16 protein-coding genes are annotated in these 16,666 nt (G+C 31.3%); 4 read left to right on the top strand and 12 right to left on the bottom strand.

The window, feature by feature from the left end; all coding sequences use genetic code 11:
- Window positions 1-22: 22 nt before the first annotated feature.
- From D1816_RS13170 to D1816_RS13135, 9 genes are all read right to left on the bottom strand, one after another.
- Window positions 23-373 (bottom strand): DUF3592 domain-containing protein, encoded by a 351-nt coding sequence (locus D1816_RS13170; RefSeq protein WP_066317480.1) that lies wholly within the window; start codon window positions 371-373, stop codon window positions 23-25.
- Window positions 374-385: 12 nt separating this feature from the next.
- The gene (locus tag D1816_RS13165) at window positions 386-640 is read right to left on the bottom strand and encodes a hypothetical protein (RefSeq protein WP_118503382.1); all 255 of its coding nucleotides are present in this window, start codon (window positions 638-640) and stop codon (window positions 386-388) included.
- A 2-nt stretch (window positions 641-642) separates the two neighbouring features.
- On the bottom strand, window positions 643-894 hold the full coding sequence (locus tag D1816_RS13160; RefSeq protein WP_118503380.1) for a hypothetical protein: 252 nt from the start codon (window positions 892-894) through the stop codon (window positions 643-645).
- Between the two features lie 203 nt (window positions 895-1,097).
- Entirely contained in the window at window positions 1,098-3,161 is a 2,064-nt protein-coding gene (locus tag D1816_RS13155; RefSeq protein WP_066317473.1) for a flotillin family protein, read from the bottom strand.
- 257 nt (window positions 3,162-3,418) lie between these two features.
- A complete protein-coding gene (locus D1816_RS13150; RefSeq protein ID WP_066317468.1) occupies window positions 3,419-4,138 on the bottom strand; it encodes a hypothetical protein in 720 nt (239 codons plus the stop codon).
- A 28-nt stretch (window positions 4,139-4,166) separates the two neighbouring features.
- On the bottom strand, window positions 4,167-4,292 hold the full coding sequence (locus D1816_RS26210) for a hypothetical protein (RefSeq protein WP_255420472.1): 126 nt from the start codon (window positions 4,290-4,292) through the stop codon (window positions 4,167-4,169).
- 8 nt (window positions 4,293-4,300) lie between these two features.
- On the bottom strand, window positions 4,301-4,615 hold the full coding sequence (locus tag D1816_RS13145) for a YbjQ family protein (protein WP_066317466.1): 315 nt from the start codon (window positions 4,613-4,615) through the stop codon (window positions 4,301-4,303).
- A gap of 30 nt (window positions 4,616-4,645) precedes the next feature.
- The gene (locus D1816_RS13140) at window positions 4,646-5,359 is read right to left on the bottom strand and encodes a PspA/IM30 family protein (protein WP_066317463.1); all 714 of its coding nucleotides are present in this window, start codon (window positions 5,357-5,359) and stop codon (window positions 4,646-4,648) included.
- Window positions 5,360-5,362: 3 nt separating this feature from the next.
- Window positions 5,363-5,758, bottom strand: coding sequence for a molecular chaperone Tir (locus tag D1816_RS13135; protein ID WP_066317459.1), 396 nt, complete (start codon window positions 5,756-5,758; stop codon window positions 5,363-5,365).
- 324 nt (window positions 5,759-6,082) lie between these two features.
- On the opposite strand from D1816_RS13135, the gene D1816_RS13130 reads away from it, so the two are divergent.
- Complete coding sequence (locus tag D1816_RS13130) at window positions 6,083-6,841, top strand: helix-turn-helix domain-containing protein (RefSeq protein ID WP_066317457.1); 759 nt, start codon at window positions 6,083-6,085, stop codon at window positions 6,839-6,841.
- 67 nt (window positions 6,842-6,908) lie between these two features.
- On the opposite strand, the gene D1816_RS13125 is transcribed toward D1816_RS13130, so the two are convergent.
- Entirely contained in the window at window positions 6,909-9,014 is a 2,106-nt protein-coding gene (locus D1816_RS13125) for a cellulase family glycosylhydrolase (protein ID WP_118503376.1), read from the bottom strand.
- 410 nt (window positions 9,015-9,424) lie between these two features.
- Between D1816_RS13125 and D1816_RS13120 the strand changes: the two genes are divergently transcribed.
- From D1816_RS13120 to D1816_RS13110, 3 genes are all read left to right on the top strand, one after another.
- Entirely contained in the window at window positions 9,425-9,880 is a 456-nt protein-coding gene (locus D1816_RS13120) for an ankyrin repeat domain-containing protein (RefSeq protein WP_066317453.1), read from the top strand.
- 20 nt (window positions 9,881-9,900) lie between these two features.
- Window positions 9,901-10,482 carry a hypothetical protein gene (locus tag D1816_RS13115; protein WP_066317451.1) on the top strand — a complete coding sequence of 194 codons (582 nt, stop codon included), beginning with the start codon at window positions 9,901-9,903 and terminating at the stop codon, window positions 10,480-10,482.
- A gap of 904 nt (window positions 10,483-11,386) precedes the next feature.
- The gene (locus D1816_RS13110; protein ID WP_066317445.1) at window positions 11,387-12,001 is read left to right on the top strand and encodes a hypothetical protein; all 615 of its coding nucleotides are present in this window, start codon (window positions 11,387-11,389) and stop codon (window positions 11,999-12,001) included.
- Between the two features lie 127 nt (window positions 12,002-12,128).
- Here D1816_RS13110 and asnS read toward each other — a convergent pair whose 3' ends face one another.
- Entirely contained in the window at window positions 12,129-13,571 is a 1,443-nt protein-coding gene (gene asnS / locus D1816_RS13105) for an asparagine--tRNA ligase (protein WP_118503374.1), read from the bottom strand.
- Between the two features lie 668 nt (window positions 13,572-14,239).
- Window positions 14,240-16,648, bottom strand: a complete 2,409-nt coding sequence (locus tag D1816_RS13100; RefSeq protein WP_066317438.1) for an RND family transporter — start codon at window positions 16,646-16,648, stop codon at window positions 14,240-14,242.
- Window positions 16,649-16,666 lie beyond the last annotated feature (18 nt).

Below are 16,666 nucleotides of genomic sequence, written 5' to 3'. Positions count from 1 at the left end.
TTAGTTTGACAATTAAAAGTTACTATTTGATCTTTTCAATCCTCGAATTTGAAGGTTTTTCTGCATCATACATGATTTTAATAGAGTCCCCTATTTTTCCAGTTTTAGAAAAATACAAATCGTGTTCATGTCTTGAAATCTCTTGCATTTTTATAAACTCTTTAGTGTCTACTTCGTATTTGTATTTAATATGAATATTTTCTACGGTAGGGGAGAAATCATTGTCAATTCTATTCGTTGAAATTTTTTCAATGATAGCCGATGTACTTACGCCGTTTTTTATCAGGTTCTCTTTTTTCGTATATGTATTGTATGTTAGCACGCAAATACATACTAATAATAAGCCGATTACCCCTATAAGTTTTTTATTCATATTTTATATTTTTTAAATGGATGCATAAATTATAGCTCCAATAATCGAAATTATAACGATACAAAAACCAATTAACCGCTTTCTAAAAAGTGATTGGCGTTGTTTCTTAAGTTTATCTCTGATTTCTTGTAACTTCTCTTCAGAAACTGACTCTACTTTTATGCCATGGCTTTCTTCATCACTTTCTGTCCATCCATCATAGGCTTTTCGTTCTTTTCTTCTACTGTTTTTAAGAAGATTGCTTAAATTATGACCATACCCTCCCATAACTATGCTATATATATTATGATAGTCGTAATTACAATAATCAAAATCCCAGAGACTAGTAATTGCTTTTTAAAAACTGCTAATCTTTGCTTCTTTAGTTTGTTTCTGATTTCTTGCAATGTCTCTTCAGAAACAGGCACTAATTTGATTCCGAGGTTTTCAGTGTTTGTATTTCCGTTTACACGACTAAAAACTTCTCTTTTGTTTCTTCGATCATTAAATTTAATCGAAGTTATCATAGCTGCAATTCCCATAATTAAACGTATTAAAAGTTAAACAAATCCCATCTAGTCAATTCCTCGCTACCCCACAGAGAGTTCTTGACCTTCAGGGATTGACTTTTATGGGTTTAAAAATATTATTGTGATGGTATACATGCAATGTTTTAATTTCAGATATAGTTAGTGTCCGATAGTATAGTAGTCCTCTCCTTTTTACAGGAGAGGAGATTCTTGTACTAAAGTTTTCTGTCTGAAAGACCTAAACCTTTGGCTAGATTTAACAGGTTACTAAATAGATTGTTTTCTGAAGGATCTGTAGTTTTCTGTTTTAATTCTATCAACAGGTTAGCAACCGTTAGATTCTTAATATCTTCTGATGAGATTCCGTATTTGGTAGCGAATTCTTTGATTTTTTCTAAAAGATTTCCTTTCACATCATCGCTTCCTAAAATAGCATCTTTAACATCTTGGATGTTATCAGAATGATTAACTAATCTATCGATACCTTTAGCCTTGGTAATTTGACCTACTATTTGATCAAAGAACATAGTTTCACCACCTACGATATCAATATTTGCGGCTTTAAGTGCTTCTCCAATTACTTCTGCTTGCGCATCAGCTATTTCTTTCTGGATATTAATATGTGCTAGATCAACTTGTAATTCTTTGTCTAGACGAAGTTTGAACTCTTCATGTTCTTTACCAACACCGTCAAGTTTCTTCATAGCTTCAGCTTTTTCTTCGATTCCGGCAGCATCGGCAAGTGCTTTTTCTTTGATTACTTCTGCTTCTGCTAAACCTTCTTCTTTTACAGCTTCAGCTTTGGCAAGTATACCTGCTGCCTCGGCTTTTGCTTTCTTTTCAATGATGGTAGCCTCTACAAGACCTTCACGTTCATGGGCATCAGCTTTGGCATGCATCACTTGTGCTTCAGACATTCCTATAGTTGCTTCTTCTTTAGCTTGTGCTTCAGCAAGTGTTTTACGTGCTTCGGCTTCTTTTTCACTAGCTTCTTTTTGTGCCTGTGCTTCAATATTAATTTCTTCTGCTTTTTGCTTAGCAGCTTCTTTTTGAGCTTCGGCAGCCTTAATAGTTGCAATTAATGCTTCTTGAGCATTAGCTTCTGCAACTGTTATTTTTACTTGTTTATCACGATCTGCAGTTTTAAATGCCTGGATGTCTTTCATGTTTTCTTGCTCTTCTACCACACCTTTTTCTAGCATTACACGATCGCGGATTACATCTTGTATATTTTTCTTTTCTACCTCTACTACTTTTTCTTTTTCGATCTGAGCAAGTGTAACGATACGTTCGCGTTCTGTAGCTTCAAGCATTCTGTCTTTTTCTACTCTTTCTGTTTCTACAGCATCAGTACGTTGTTTGTTTTTGGCAGCAACAATGATTTGGCGTTCCATGTTTTCTTCTGCAACTTTCACTTTTTCTTGTGTTGCAATACGTGCTGTTTCAGATTTTAAACGTTCTTCTTCTGAAACTTTTAGAATTTCGGCTTCTTCACGAGATTTAATATTAGAAATTTCACGTTTTTGTTGCTCTTCTTTTTCTGCTAGTTGTTTATCTAACTCCAGTATGGCTTCACGAGCTTCAACATCTTGTTTACGAATAACCTTTTCTTCATCTCGTTTAATAAGATTAGATTTTATATTTTGAGCAGCAGTTAATTCGGTAATTTTTTTGATCCCTTCAGAATCTAAAATATTATCTGGTTTAAGAACACTTAATGATGTTTGTTCTAAATCATCGATAGCACAGTCATCAAGGATGTATCCATTAAGATCTGTACCAATAATATTTATAATTTCGTCTCTAAACTCACGTCGTGCTTCATACAATTCTACAAATTCGAATTTTTTACCAACTGTTTTTAATGCTTCAGAGAATTTAGCATCAAATAAACTACGTAGTGTATCGATTTCTGACGCACGATTACAACCAATGGTTTGTGCTACATTTATAATATCTTCTACAGATTTATTTACTCTAACAAAGAAAGCTACTTTGATATCTGCTCGGATATTATCTTTACAGATTAACCCATTTACTCCTGTACGTTCGATCTCGATCTTTTTTATAGAAATATCCATGATTTCTACTTTGTGTAGTACCGGAATAACATATAGCCCTTTATCAAAAGCTACCGCAGTTCCCCCAAACCCAGTACGTACAAGTGATTCTCCTTGCGGAATCTTTCTGTAGAATATGGCGATGATTATAAAATATAGTACAATTAGCAGTACTAATGCTACTACCACGATGATAGCTAAATTACCTATGTTGCTCATAAAAATTATTTTAGTTGTTAAATGATATTATTAGTGTTATTTAATTGTATTCAATGTTTTAATTGATAAAGTTCGATGATTATATTTTTATTAGTATTACTAGTATATCATGAATTGTGTAATGATCAATGATGTTTCTATAAGATACTTTTTCTTGTGTTATTTTTTTGTAAAATGGGATAACATCTATAAGTGTCTTGAGTTTAAGAATAGTTTCATTATACTAGTTAATTTTTAAAAGTGTATTGGTTGCAATTTTAATAATTTGACGGTTGAACGATATATAGTTGTTTGTTTTTTACTTGGTTCACAATTTCAACCTGGGTATTTGCCGGAATTTCCATTCCGTTTTTTGATTGCACCATCACTTTTATTGGATCGGATTGTATTTTTATTTCTAATGTTGAAATTTTTTCACCAGAAAGTGGGCTTTGTAATACACCTTGTCTTCCTAATAATTCTAAAGCACTTTCTCCTTTATTATTAAAATTGGTAAAAAACCTTTTAAACGGAGTTGTAAATATCTTGGTTAAGAATAGCGCCGGGATAATGCCTCCAAAGAAAAAAGTAAACCCAAAGTCATTGGCATAACTATGTGTTATAGATGTCCCTGCCATTGTAATAGCCCACCAGAATAGTACAAAAAAAGTAAAAGTGAACATGAAGGGGAGTCCAACAAAATTGAAATAAATCAAGAATATCTGAAAGAAGTTTAATTTACCTCTACGGCGTATAATATCCTCTTTTTTAACCTCTGTATTTGAAACATCATGAATATCCAGATTTCCTCTGGCATCAAAATCGGTATCCATATCTACATCGGCATCCACGTCTACATCTACATCGATATCGGCATCAAAAAAATCAAGATCAATACCAGTTAAGGTAGTTAATAACCAATATAAGATCAATAATCCGAACAGGAGTGTCAAAGGAAGATTGACCATTGATATCGCGATGTCATAGAGTTCTTTCAATGTAATAAGTTGTTTAGTTAGTAATTATCTAGTTATCTCTGTCTTCAAAGTCTTCAGTTCCTTTAATTTTGATTCTTCTTACGATCAAATAGACTAGTGTTATAAATATTCCTAGCCAAATTAAACCTTGTATCAGTATTGCTATAGTTGGCATGATTTATATCATTTTAATTTGACAGCAGTACCATATGCTAAAATCTCTGAAGCACCTTGCATAACCATTGATGTCGTGAGTCTAACATTTATTACCGCATCTGCACCTAATTTTTTTGCATCGTTTGTCATTCTTTGCATTGCTTGCTCTCTGGATTGTGCTTGCAGCTTGGTATATTCTTCGATTTCACCACCTACAATATTTTTAAGACCGGCAAAAACATCTCTTCCTATATTTCTGGCTCGTACGGTGCTACCTCTTGCGATTCCTAAAATGGCTACAGTTTCTTGACCTGGAATTATATCTGTTGTTGAAATGATCATGACTTTAATTTTTTAGAATTAAAATATGTATTACGACTTTTTGTCGTTCATGCCTAATTGCTCTTTGAGCTTAGCTAAATTATCATCGGCATTGGCTTTAGTAACATCAATAGCCTTATCTAATTCTTCATCTATTGATTTCGAAGTGTTAGCAATATCGCCATAAGCTTCAGCAAGAGCTTCCTCTTGACTTACTTTGTCTTTCATTCGTTCTAACATAGATACTGTGCTTGAGCTATCTATTTCTGCCATTTGCTTATTTACATTTTTGGTAGCAGCAGAAACTTTTACACGTGCCTTTAGTGTTTTAAGTTCATTTTCCCATTTGCTAATATTTTGCTTTATTTCTTGAACATTTTTTTCTAGTTGTTCAACAGAAGTATTAAATTTCTCAGCTTCTGTTTTGCTTCGAGTTTCATGTTGACTAGACTCTTCTTTCTTAATTAAAGCTTCTTTTGCTAATCGATCTGCTTCAGTACTGTCTAGGTCTCCGTTTTGAGCTTTTTTAAGAATTAACATAGCCTTTTGCTGATAGTCTTCTGCTTTGTTAGCATATTCTTCGGTATCATTTTTGGCTCTAATTGCTAAAGCTTTAACTTGAGCTAGTGCTTCTAAGCTTTTTTCAAGATCAGTTTTCATATCTCTAATGCCTTGTTCTGTCATTTTAATGGGATCTTCCATTTTATCAATTGCAGAATGTGCTTCAGCTTCACCTATTTTAAATAGTCTTTTAAAAAAGTTCATAGTTTAATATTTTGAATAATTTATAATTTGATCTGAATATTCACTTAATAGCAATCCTAAAGAATTTAATGATCCTTCGACTTCATTAAGGTCCAGATGTTCGACTTGTAATGTGTCTCTAAAAATTACTTTTTCACCAGTTTCGTCAAGTACAAATGCTCCATGAACGATATCTCTGTTTTTTTGAAGTAAATTTCGATAGACAACTTCGTTTTTGTTTTTGATATTAAAAATATGTTGTTCCATAATTAAAATTGGAGGAGCTACTCCTATAATCATATTTTTAATCCCTTCATTTTCTTTGCTAATCATGATGATTCCTTCCCCTTTATTCTCATGAGTGATAGTGTACTTAAGTTCAAGTAAATAATCTTTCACGAGTTGAAAATGATCTTGCATAAGATGGTTGTTTTTGTTGGATTATTAGTAAAAAAATTTCAAGTATCTGACTGTAAATCAATATTACAAAAAGTCGAATAACTTTTCTGCAATATTTATGGCTAAATGTGCCAAATAATATATAAAAGTGATCATGGGTATAAAAATTAAAATTAGTAATTGGTTGTGTGCTAAAATTTTTAGTAAAACGTCCCTCACTTCTTTATTTTGGGTATTAAATTTAGAAGTAATTCTACTAAAATTAGCTTTTTAATCAAATAATAGCTAATATTGTTAGTGTAAATGTACAATTATTTTTTATAATTGCAAATAAAATTAGCAAAAATGTCTTTTTTTGGAAAAAATATCAAAAAAATTAGAGGAGTAAAAGGTTTAAGTCAACAAGCATTTGCAGAGTTGTTTGAGCTTAAGAGAGGTACGTTAGGTGCCTATGAAGAGGGTAGAAGTGAACCTAAAATCGAAACAATTATTAAAATTGCTAATCATTTTAGCATAAAAATAGATGAATTACTAACTAGTGAGTTAACTGTAAATCAGCTTTTAAAGTTTAAAGGAGACCTGACAACCTATGCAGAAGATCTTAAACGAGAGCAATTTGCTGTAATTCCTTGTATAACAGACGCAACAGCGAATGATTATATTGCTTTTTATGATAAAGAAGGGTTTGTTAATGAACTTCCAACATTACAATTACCACTAAATGCAACCAAGAAATTTCGCGCATATACAGTTAGTAATTTAGAAATGACTTCACATGATAAAGGGTTTTATCCTAAAGATATTGTAGTAGGAGAAAAAGTTCCTTCTTCAATTATTAAAAAACTTAATAATGGTACTTTGGTATTTGTTGTAGTAGAAAATAAATTGATTTTTAGAAGATTATATATAACAAAAGATGAGGTTGTATTGAGAGCGGATCATAAAAATATTGATGATGAGCGTTTTGCACTTTCAGATATTAAAGAATTATGGAGGGTTCGATATGTCTTTTGTAAAAGAATACCAGAATTTGGAGACCAAGTAGAAGACAAATTACTGCTTATCGAGCAACAACTTCAAAAAATGAAAGAACAGTTAGGATAGAGAAAAAGGGTTGATGTTAATCAACCCTTTTTTAGAATTACCATTTCTTACTCTGTACTGTTAAAGCTTATTTATTTGTTTTTATAAATTGCATAGATTTTCGAGTTTTTCTTCCTTTGACTTCTACAAAATAAGTTCCATTAGGAAGTTTTGATACGTCTATAGCATTGTTTTCAGAATCTAGTATTGTTTGTAATATTGTCTTACCTGAAATATCAACTATGTTAATATGCGCTTTTTCTTGCAACCCTGAGATATTTAAATTTCTTGTTGTAGGAATTGGATATGCTCTTAACGTTACATTTTCAGAGTTCTCTAGGCCGCTTTTTGCGGTTCCACAATTTGGGGGAGTACTTGAATTGCTATAGTAAAGAGTGAATCCTTTGGTTTTTGAAACCATAACAAAGTTATCGCCATCTTTTGTAACCCAATAATCACCGTCAAGATTTGTAAAACCTGTTCCGTTTAAACTAATAGCAGGCATAGCTGTATTAAAACTTTGGGTAGCATTAGCCAAAAGGTCGTTCCACCAATTAGGAGTCCCATTATTAGTATTCATAGAAAGTTGGTATAATCCATTATTAGATAAATCCCAGTTGATAGTAAAATTAGTAACATTACTCAGGTTAGGGCCACCAGTTCCTAATACATGTATATTAGAATACGAACTATTGCCTGTAGAGGCTAGTGGTGTTGAAATCGGAGTTTGGTATTTACAATCATTACCATCTGGATCTGGAGGATTTGAATTTGATGGAGTTATTTGAAACCAATTAATATTAAACGCTCCGGATAAAGCATATAGTTCTATTGTTTTAGAACCTGATGTAAGAGATACTGTTGTTGATATTGTTTCCCAAATTTGCCATCCACTGGTTAAAGGAATATTAGATGTTTTTAATGCAGAGTTACCAAGTTTGAATTGTAATTTACCTGTGTTTTTAATACTTGCAACTCTATATTTTATATCATAATCCCCACTTGAAGGAATATTCACTCTGTACCTTAAATAATCTCCATTATCAATATAGCCAATGTTACTACCTCCGCCTGTATCTGTTGTCGCTTCAATTTGTGTTCCTTTTTGTTCGCAAAAACTCTCGGCTTCTATAATATTATTAATAGAAACGCCATTTCCTTTACATTCTTCGACAGGTGGATTTACAATAGGTCCATTCCAATTTTTGATAATATCCTTAATGTAGATACCTGTTGTTGTAAGATTGTTACTGGTAAGTCCAGAAACTCCAGCGCCGCTGGCAACTACAGAGGCTCCCTCTGCTTTGTCACTTACAGACCAGTTGGCGTGACTAATACCATTTGTTTTCATAAAGTCTAACCATTTTTGAGTTTCTTGTCTATCTGCCGCTCCATCTCCGTTAGCATTTACCGCGCCCCATTCTGTAACAAATATGGCAATACCATTATTCATAGCACGAGTAGCCTCATCTCTTAAAAATTGTTTATGAGTCCCCGAATAAAAATGTAATGTATAAGCTATATTACTTTTTTGAATAGGATTGTTTGAGGCTTCAACCACTTTTTGTGACCATTGCGGAGAGCCTACTATAATTAAATTATCAGGATCTTTGGCTCTTATGGCATCAATAACAGCTTCAGAATAAGATTTTACAGTTTGCCAGGATTGTGCTATAGGCTCATTGTATACTTCGTATATAACATGATCATTAGTACCATATAATTCTGCCATTTCTGTAAAAAATGAAATTGCTTGTTGTTGATATTGTTCTGCATTATGAGAATGCCAGTCGATGATAACATAAACTCCATTTGCGATAGCAGCATCTACAACGGCTTTTACTTTGTTTTTTTCTCGATTTGGATTAGAGATGTAACCTCCAGGTTCTTCAATTCCCATAGAAGCTCTAACGATACTAGCATTCCAATCTTTAGCTAGATGATTAACTGTAGCAGCGTTATAAAATTTGGCTCCTTCACCAAAATTACTCCAAAATAAACTGTTGCCAGCTAAACTTATTGGATCGTTATTCTTGTTAACTACTTTATTTCCAGAAACTCTAAGTCGACCATTTTTTTGAACAATGGATTGAGAAAAAATGGACTGAGTAGAAATAAAAAGCAAGGCTAAAACAAAAGACTTTAGAATAGTTTTTTTGTTTTTTTTGAGTAAAAAGTGTTCTTGTGTTTTCATAATTAATTTTAGGTGTTAAAGAGTAAGTTTGTAAAATGGTATTATTTTAAAAACGATACATTAAGATAGTTATTTTGATTTTAAAATATGGTTTTAGATAAAAGTGATCTTATTTCTATATTTAAGAATGAATACGAAAGTTAATGGAGTAAATAATTTTTTCTTATTGTGAAATTTGAACAATCAATTTAACTTATTGATTTCATAGTAAGAAAAAATTATCTTTATGATTATATTCTAAAAAAAAAGACTGAGCATAACTAACGCCTTTGTTCTGTAATTGATGATGAGTAAGAGAATATTAAGAAATGCGATAATTTTCTGTTAATTTAGAGCCTGATCGTTATTCTTTTTGATATTTTGAAATAAAGAACAATGATTTGTTATACTAATTTACCTTAATACAATACATGGAAGATATATTTAATGCTATTCGATCCGAGAAATTAGATAGTGTAAGAGAAATTTTAACTGCAAACGCTGAAATCGTAAATGTAAAAGATTCTCGTGGTTCTACACCTTTACTATTAGCTTCGTATTACGGTTTTCAAGAGATTACTCAAGTGATATTAGAACATACTACGAATATAAATGCTAAGGATAGTTCTGGAAATACGGCTTTAATGGGAGTGTGTTTTAAAGGATATTATGATATCGCTAAATTATTAATAGATAAAGGAGCTGATGTAAATCAGAAAAACTTTAATGATGCTACAGCATTAATTTATGCAGCTACTTTTGGTCAAAAGGAAATCATTAAATTATTAATAGAAAATGGAGCTGATATAGATGCTCAGGATAATAAGGGATATACGGCAGCGATGCATGCAAAGAATCAAGGTATTGATTTTTCTGAATTTATTTAATCTTAGTTTAGTCTTAGTTAATGAAATACGATTATAGTATAGAAGATATAAGATCTGTAAATGTCAGATCATTAAAAGGCAATAATCGTCTTTTGATGTCTTCATCTATGGTTGCTATTTTTGAATCTTTTTTGAAAGAAAATATAGGTAATGAGGTTGTAGTGGTTAACACCAATATAGGGATGGAAGTGTATTACTACGCTAAGAACAACTATAGTACTTTTATTAAAGAAAGTCTCTTATTATACACCATAAAACAACTCGACCAGTCTAAATTAAAGTTCAGAAACAATTTAGATAGGGAAGAAGTTTATCAGAGTTTTTGTGAAGCATTACAGACTTTTTCAAGATATCCACAACTTTTTCTCGCGTACACAAAGAAATTTATTCATCTTAAAAATAAAAATGAGTCTAGTCGTTTTGTGATTCCGATTTTAAACAATTTTTTTGAAGAAACCTTAAAAGTACTTACAGAAACTGGAAAGATGCCCCATCATGATAAAATAAAAAAGGCAAAAAATAAGTATCATCAATCGGATACACATAAAATGATTGTTAAAAAACTGATTTCAGAAATTCTTCTTAAAAAGCATCATAATTAAAACTTATTTACTGCTACTTTTTTTTCAGTACAATTAATTTGTCTATAGTAAAGTTTTGTATTGCAGATGATTATGTGATCATTTTTTTGAGCAAAGTATTATTTTGTTGTTTTTTTGATGAAAAAAACGAGTAATTGTGATCAAATTCTGAAAATTATTTTGGTTGGTTAGGGGGAAATACCCCCCTTATTGTAATGTAAAAGTATTGGTAATCAGTATCAATTCTTCTTATTTTGTAAGTTTATTCTTTCTTTTTTGATACTTTAAAACTTTAACATTTCCGTTTAAAGCCACTGTTTATCGGTGAAAAACAAGGTCATTTGGGTTTCGCATAACTATATTACGGTTTAACCGTATACGGATATAGTGAAACAGTTATTAATTTTACAATGAGTTGATAACCAATGTTTATCACAAGTTCATTACCAAATTAGATTCGTCAAAATGTCAAATAGTCTTCAAAAATCCCCAGAAGAATGTTTAACAAATTTTAAAAAAGAAATAAACTCTTTTTTAATCTATAACCTTCTAAAAGAGAAGCGTTATAAAATCTAAAAATAAAAATGACGAAATCGATTCAATTTTTTACTTCCGAAAAAAAGACCAGTTCTTCATTTCTATTTTATGAATGATACTTAATAAGGGCTTTTATTAAAATTCACTACACAATGAGATGTTGCTTGTTACTTAATAGGTCAGCAAAATTTCAAAAACAAATCAAATAATTCATTTAACAAGCTAGAGTATTTTAAAATTTATCAAAAAGAATTTCTTTTTGACATAGGATAACTTTTGCTCAATTTTCTCAACGAAAAACTTGTTAAATACTTGAAAATAAAAATGTTAACAAAGTGAAATAGACATTTTTTAGTAAAATGTTTTTAATAAATAAATAAAGTTTGTCATGAAAAAATTACTATTTATCGCCACAATTTTTCTTTCTCTATCTTGTAGTAACGGAGACGATTTTGAACCAGTTTATATGGACAAAATATTTGTAGAAAACCCAGAGAGAACTGTAAAAGTAAATATTATATATGTTGAAAATGAAGGAGATGCTAAAAGGTCATATAATTTTAATGAGCAAGAATTTATGAACTATTTAAATGGATATTACTTTCATAGACTTGGTATAGGTTTAGAATTAAATGAATCAAAGGTTTTGGCAAATGAAGAACTTTATGATTTAAGAGATAATGTAGGTTCTGAGGCGAGTACATTTTTTATGCAATCTCAGGATTCATATGAAAAGGGAAAATTGAATATTTACATTATTAAAAGATCTAACATTATTGGTGTTGCAGGGATGGGTAGAAACCAAAGAGTTTTGCTAACGGATACAAACATATTTAATTCAACAAGCCCACATGAAATAGGTCATGCTCTAGGTCTTTTTCACGATGATGAAATTACAAATATTATGAGTACTACTTTAAATAAAGATTTAAGACAATCTTTTAATGAAGAACAAGAAAAAAGAATAGAAAAAAGAATAGATCAAATTAATTTAGGAATGTAATTATTAATTATAGAATTGGCGATAAATTCTTTTTTATAAAATACATTAGTATACCCTTTTTTAGTAGATTGGAGCTATACAAAAAGAGCTAAATCATATGATTTAGCTCTTTTTTTTATTGAATAAATTAAAACTCAGCGTTAAGCGGTGTTCTAGGATAAGGAATTACATCTCGAATATTACTCATGCCAGTCACAAATAAGACTAAACGTTCAAACCCTAAGCCAAAACCACTATGTACACATGTTCCAAAACGACGTGTATCAAGATACCACCAAAGATCCTCTTCAGGGATATGCAGTGCAGCCATCTTCTCTTTCAGGACATCTAAGCGCTCTTCTCTTTGAGAACCACCTACGATTTCACCTATGCCAGGGAAAAGAATATCCATCGCTCGTACAGTTTTTCCATCTTCATTTAAGCGCATGTAAAAAGATTTGATATCTGCGGGATAATCAAACAAAATTACCGGACATTTAAAATGTTTTTCGACCAAAAACCTTTCATGTTCACTTTGTAAATCTGCTCCCCATCCTTCTATAGGAAATTTAAATTTTTTCTTTTTATTCGGTTTAGAGTTCTGAAGAATTTCGATTGCTTCAGTATAGCTAACGCGTTTAAAGTTATTTTCTAATACAAACTTTAATTTATCGCGTAATAACATTTCTGCACGTTCTGCTTGAGGCTTTTGTTTATCTTCTTGAACAAGACGATTTTCAAGAAATTCTAAATCATCCTGACAATTGTCCAAAGCATATTGGATAACATATTTTATAAAGTCTTCTGCAAGATCCATATTGCCATCAAGATCACAAAAAGCTACCTCGGGTTCAACCATCCAAAATTCTGCTAAATGGCGTGAAGTATTAGAGTTTTCTGCTCTAAAAGTAGGACCAAACGTATATACTTGACCTAAGCCCATAGCATAAGTCTCAGCTTCTAATTGCCCAGAAACGGTAAGATTAGTCTCTCCTCCAAAGAAATCTTTACTGTAATCTACTTCTCCTTGTTCATCTTTCGGAATATCATTTAGATCCAAATTAGTAACTTTAAAAGCCTCACCGGCACCTTCTGCATCACTTTTTGTCACTACTGGAGTATGTACATAGTAAAAATCGTTTTTTTGAAAGTATTCATGAATAGCAAACGATAATTTAGAACGCAAACGCATAATCGCACCAAAAGTGTTTGTACGCACTCTTAAATGTGCTTGTTCTCTCAATTTTTCTAAACTATGACGTTTAGGTGAAAGAATAGTTAGTTTTAATTCTTCTGGATCTGCATCACCTTCTATTTCTATAGCTGTTACTTGTATTTCTACACGTTGTCCTTTTCCTTGACTTTCTACTAAAGTTCCTGTTATAGTAAGAGCTGCACCAATATTTATTCTTTCCTGAGTTTTAGAATCGATAGTGTCATCTTCGACAACACATTGAATGTTATTAATAGTCGATCCGTCATTTACGGCAATAAAACGATCATTACGAAAAGAACGAACCCATCCTTTTATGGTTACAGGCTGTAATAGCTTATCACTTTTTAATACTTCTATTACTTTAGTATGCTTCATTATTTGTGCTGGTTTACTAATATTAATAAATTTTAATTCTATACGAGACGCTTAAATTTAATTATAATTCTAAGCGATGTATAAAATTTGAGGTAGCAAAGATAATTTTTTAATCTGATAGAATCATAATCTTATGAATTCAAAAATTTATAGCGAATTTTTTATATAGGGATAGTTTGGTATCCTTTTTGTTTGACGTAATATATAAACAAGTGAAATTTTAGAATCTGACGTTTTTTTGGAATAGGGTTCAATGAGGAAAACCGTAAATACCGTCTTTTGGTGGGTGGTAAACCATATTTTAGAAAGTTTTTTTCGATAAAATCTTACATGTTTTTATTTTCTTTGAAACAATTAAAATACTGCAAATCAAGTAATTAAACTGATTTTAAGCGTTTTTTTTAAATGTAAGAAATGTTAAAATTTCAGTTAAATTCTGAAAAAGGGGATTTTTCCCCCCCTAGGGCTATTTTAAAATACAAAAAGGGGCAGTATCTTGCATATGCAATTATGACGATTGTGTTTACGTTAAGTTTAGTTCGATAGGTTTTGGGGTAATCTATCTTACAGAAGTCCCGTTAATTTTAACGGGGCTTTTTTTATTTTGAAAAGATAACTTTAAATAAATTAAAGGGAAGTGTTGAATTTGTTCTGTAGTGTATTATCCGCTATTCTTCCTCTTGTTCAGATTCTTCTAGTTCTTCTTCGTTCGGAATAATTTTTAAAGTAGGTTCTTTTAGTGTTTTTTTGTTGGCAATACTGCGTTCTAAAGACAGTAATAAAGAAGGTAATAATAATAGGTTAGCCAACATTGCAAATAAAAGAGTAGTAGAAACTAAACCTCCTAAGGCTTTCGTTCCACCAAAACTAGAAATCATAAATACAGAAAAACCAAAGAATAATACCGTAGATGTGTAAAACATACTTACGCCTGTTTCTCTAAGTGATGCAAAAACTGATTTTCTAATTCTCCAGTGATTTGATTTTAATTCTTGTCGATATTTAGCTAAAAAATGTATCGTATCATCTACAGAAATACCAAAGGCAATACTAAACACTAAAATAGTCGAAGGTTTTATAGGTACTCCAAGATATCCCATAAGTCCTGCGGTCATTAGTAGAGGTAGTAAATTTGGTATTAAGGAGATTACTATCATTTTCCAGGACCTAAACATCCAAGCCATAAATATTGCAATAAGTATAACTGCAAGGCCTAAAGAAAAAGTAAGATTCCACACCAGGTACTTTGTTCCTTTTTGGAAAATAAGAGCTTTTCCTGTAAATGATACATCGTAACGCTCTTTGGGAAATATTTTTTCTAGTTTTGGAGCTAGACTTGCTTCAATTCTATCCATTTCTTCTGTTCCAACATCTTTCATGAAAGTTGTGATTCTGGCATATTGGCCTGTAGAATCTACATAACTTTTCATAATTCCTGAGTCTGATTCAAAACTTTTAGCATAGGGTAATATAAAGTTTCGTTCCTGACTTGTTGGTATCTGATAATATTTGGGATTACCATTATAGAATGCTTGTTTGGAGTATTTAACTAAACTTACAATGGATATAGGTTTTGATAGTTGCGGATTTTCTTCTAATAATTCCTGCAATTTTTCCATTCGTTTTAAAGTAGAAAGCTTTAAAACGCCTTGTTTACGTTTAGTATCTATTAATATTTCTAATGGCATAATACCATCGAATTCTTTTTCAAAAAACGTTATGTCTTTATAAAACCCAGCAGCTTTGGGCATATCTTCTAATAAACTACCAGAAACTTTAATAGTGTAAATACCAATGATGCTTACTATTAAAATTATTACAGATGAAAAATAGATGGTAATTCGTCTATTTCTTACCATATTTTCCATCCAGTCGATTAACTTCTCTATCCAGCCTTTTCCTAAGTGTTTAAGATGTCTTTCTTTAGGTTGTGGCATGTAACTATATATAATAGTAATGACTAGTAAACACAGTATAAATAACGCTATTATATTTAGCGAAGCCACAATACCAAACTCTTTGAGTAGCTTACTTTCTGTCAAAGCGAAAGTTGCAAATCCCGACGCAGTAGTAACATTAGTCATAAGAGTAGCATTACCAACTTTTGTTATTACACGTTGTAATGATTTAGCCTTATTACCATGCTTTTTAATCTCTTGTTGATACTTATTAATTAAAAAGATACAATTCGGAATTCCAATAACGATTACCAAAGGAGGTATTATAGCAGTAAGAACGGTTATTTCATATTCTAAAATACCTAAGATTCCAAAAGCCCACATTACTCCAATAATAACCGCAGTCATAGATATAAAAGTCGCTCTAAATGACCTAAAAAAGAAAAAGAAGATTAACGAGGTTACAAGTAAAGCGGCAAGTATAAAAACAGAAATTTCATCCATGATGTTCTGAGAATTCATGGTTCTAATATATGGCATACCAGATACCTTAACATCCATTTCATATTTTGCTTCGAATTCCTGTACAGCAGGATTTAAAACATTTTCAATAAATAATTTTCTGGCTTTAGTATTTACAATATCTTTTTTAAGATAAATTGCGCTTTGTATAGTCTTAGAGTTTTTGCTGTAAACGAGCCCTTCATAAAAAGGAAGTTTAGTAAACAACTCAGATTCGTAGGCGGCAACTTTCTCATCAGTATATGTAGAATCTTTAATAAAATCAACTAATTCAAACCTTTGGGGGTTGTCTTTTTTGATTAACTTTTTAAGATCAGCGATAGACACGACAAGATCAATTTCTTCGTATTTTTTAAAAGAATTATTAAAATCGTTCCAAGCTTTTAGTTTTGTCGGAGTAAAAAGACTACTGTCTTTTACTGCCATTACAATAAGGTTGCCTTCTTCTCCAAACTTTTGCAGGAAGTTTTGATACTTGATATTGATCTCATGATCATCAGGAAGTAAATTGGCCTCCGAATGGGAAAATTTCATATTTTTCCATTGAAAACCCATAAAAATTGTAATCCCTACTATTGTTAGGAATATTATAGCTCTATTTCGAAGTATAACTCCAGCCAGTGCATTCCAAAACCCGAAACTGAATAATTTTGCCATTCTTTATTTGCCTGATGC

The organism is Aquimarina sp. AD10, assembly GCF_003443715.1.
GTDB classification, from domain to species: domain Bacteria; phylum Bacteroidota; class Bacteroidia; order Flavobacteriales; family Flavobacteriaceae; genus Aquimarina; species Aquimarina aggregata.
The sequence above is the reverse complement of the archived record's forward strand: the minus strand, read 5'-3'. Positions and strand labels throughout refer to the sequence as shown.